This window comes from Peribacillus sp. P4_D6, from assembly GCF_056401795.1.
In genome coordinates this window covers 1-2850 of sequence record NZ_JBFUIQ010000253.1, presented here as the reverse complement: position 1 = coordinate 2850, position 2850 = coordinate 1, and the positions used below count along the sequence as shown (strand labels likewise).

The 2850-nt window shown below is 45.4% G+C and carries 4 protein-coding genes; all 4 read right to left on the bottom strand.

Annotated elements, in window-relative coordinates:
- A partial coding sequence (locus AC1DVB_RS26360; RefSeq protein ID WP_477591740.1) for an acyl-CoA carboxylase subunit beta occupies positions 1–858 on the bottom strand: 858 nt, incomplete at its 3' end.
- Positions 859–881: 23 nt separating this feature from the next.
- On the bottom strand, positions 882–1664 hold the full coding sequence (locus AC1DVB_RS26355; protein WP_239861185.1) for an enoyl-CoA hydratase: 783 nt from the start codon (positions 1662–1664) through the stop codon (positions 882–884).
- Between the two features lie 19 nt (positions 1665–1683).
- On the bottom strand, positions 1684–2586 hold the full coding sequence (locus AC1DVB_RS26350) for a hydroxymethylglutaryl-CoA lyase (RefSeq protein ID WP_057277746.1): 903 nt from the start codon (positions 2584–2586) through the stop codon (positions 1684–1686).
- Between the two features lie 14 nt (positions 2587–2600).
- Entirely contained in the window at positions 2601–2813 is a 213-nt protein-coding gene (locus tag AC1DVB_RS26345; protein ID WP_034312225.1) for an acetyl-CoA carboxylase biotin carboxyl carrier protein subunit, read from the bottom strand.
- Positions 2814–2850 lie beyond the last annotated feature (37 nt).

The following is a 2850-nucleotide window of genomic DNA, read 5'->3' as shown; positions in this document are numbered from 1 at the left end:
GTCTATAACCCTATCGATCAGGTCGTACATATTAAAGGCTGCATTCTGATTTTTAGGAATCAGTTCTTCCAAAGTTTTTTCGAAATCCGCAGGCAGCTCAGGTTTTACGCTTTTAGGTCTTTCTTGATAATTTCCTGGAAAATAGCTTAAGTACCTGCGCGCAAACGCGATCGATTCTTCTTCCGACTTGACAAGTACATCGCCGCATCCTGAAACGGAACAATGCATTTTCGCCCCGCCCATTTCCTCTTCGCTCACCTTTTCGCCAATGACCATTTCTGCCATTCTCGGTGAACCTAAATACATGGATGCATTGCCATCAACCATTACGACAATATCACAAAAAGCTGGAATATATGCCCCGCCGGCGGCAGACGGACCGAACAATAGACAAATTTGCGGGACTTTTCCTGATAGCTTCACTTGGTTGTAAAAGATGCGGCCAGCTCCTCGGCGGCCCGGAAACATTTCTACTTGATCCGTAATTCGTGCCCCGGCAGAATCGACTAAATAAAGAAGGGGCAGCTGTAACTTTTCGGCTGTTTCCTGAATGCGAATGATTTTCTCGACGGTCCTTGCTCCCCAGGATCCAGCTTTCACAGTCGAATCATTGGCCATGACACAGACCCTTTGACCATTGATTTTTCCGATGCCCGTAACTACACCATCAGCAGGCAGACCAACACTTGCACAATTGGCAAAGAAAGCGTCCTCTATTTCTACCCCTTCATCGAAAAGCAGCTCTAGACGTTCACRTACGAAAAGCTTTCCTTTTTCAGCGTTTTTTTGATGATACTTTTCTAAACCGCCTTTTTTAATCGTTTCAACCGTTTCGGTTAGTTTATCCGTCGTTACCATCCCTGTTCCTCCTTCAATAGAAATCATTGGCCTCTATATACCGGTTTGCGTTTTTCCTTGAATGCTGACAGACCCTCCAGTCGGTCAAGGGTTTTTAAAGTTGTCTGATAGCAGTCATTTTCAATTTGCAATCCTGTTTTCAAGTCGGTCTCAGCCCCTTGATTGATCGCCACTTTTGCAGCCCTGAGTGCTAATGGGGCATTGACCGCAATCTCCTTAGCCAATTTTTTCGCTTCCTCAAGTAAATGTTGGGGTGAATATACATGACTGATGATTTTCAAGGCATGTGCCGTTTTTGCATCCAATCTCCTTGCCGTATAAATCAGTTCTTTCGCTGTCGGCATTCCGACTATCCGGGGCAGTCGCTGTGTACCGCCTGCACCAGGGATGATGCCTAATGACGTTTCAGTCAGCCCCACCTTTGCCGTTTCCGATGCGATGCGTATGTCACAAGCGAGTGCCAATTCCAGCCCACCGCCAAAAGCCGAACCGTTGATCGCAGCGATGACCGGTACTGGAAGGTTTTCTACAGCCGTAATCGTGTCTCCGATCAACTTGACTGTCTCCTTGACTTTATCATCATTCATACCCGCTCTTTCCTTAAGATCCGCACCTGCACAAAACGCCTTTTCACCTGCTCCCGTTATAATGACTGTTCGTAAATTGGAATCTCTCTTCAATTCATCCAGCCCTTCGATTAAGCAATGAAGCAATTCTGTGGATAAAGCATTAGCAGCATCCGGCCGATTCAAGGTCACGAGGGCAATTCCCTTTTCTTCATACCTTATATCAACTAATGAAGTCATACATTCACCTCGATTTCGCTTATTGTGCGTTATTTACAGCCATCTGATGGCTAGGCAATGGTTTTTCCAAAAAGCTTTGCACCATGGCCGCAGCCTTCAATAGCTTTTCGGGATTGATTCCTGTGTGAATCCCCATTTTATGTAGCATATGAACCAGGTCATCCGTAGCCACATTTCCGCTCGCTCCTGGTGCATACGGGCAGCCCCCTAAACCTCCGAGCGAAGAGTCGAAAGTGTCAATACCATAATTTAGTGATTCAAGGATATTTGCGAGTGCCATTCCCCTTGTATCATGAAAATGGAGGGCAATTTGGCTCATATCATATCTTTTTACAGCCTTTTCAAGGAACAGTGCAACCTGTCTTGGAGACGCGACCCCAATGGTATCACCCAACGAGACTTCATCGATGCCATATTCAAAAAGTTGATCACAAACACGGAAAACCTGATCAGTCGAAACCTCCCCTTCATACGGACAGCCGAAAACGGTTGAAACATAGCCCCTGACCGTTTTCCCGCTATTTGCTGCTGTCCTGATGACATCCTTCAATATTGGAAAGGTATCGGAAATCGACTTATTGATATTTTTTAGATTATGCGTTTCACTGGATGACATGAACACGGAAATATCATCGATATTGGCGTCAAGGGCCGACTCCAGTCCCCTTTGATTCGGTACAAGGGCCGCATAAGTGATACCAGGCTTGCGCTTTATTCCCTTAGCCACCAGGACAGCATCACTCAATTGGGGAATCCACTTTGGGTGTACGAATGAAGTCACTTCTATATAAGATAATCCTGTATCAGAGAGCTGATCGATCCACTCCATTTTGCTTTGTGCAGGTATTATGACCTTTTCATTTTGCAGCCCGTCACGGGGTCCAACTTCCTTAATTGTCACTTTTTCAGGCCAATTCATCATACCCCTCCGTCCCTTTATTCAATGACGGCCAAAACGTCGCCTTCATTTACGAAATCCCCTTCATTCACTTTTAGTTCTTTAATGGTGCCAGCTTCCTCGGCTGCAATGGGGATTTCCATTTTCATCGATTCCAAGATAATGATATCCTGTCCGTCGGTTACACTTTGCCCCTCATTTGCTACGATTTTCCAAACGCTTCCTGCCATGCTTGCCTTTAATTCTGCCATTTTATTTTCCTCCCGATCATTATGTTTTAAGTTATAC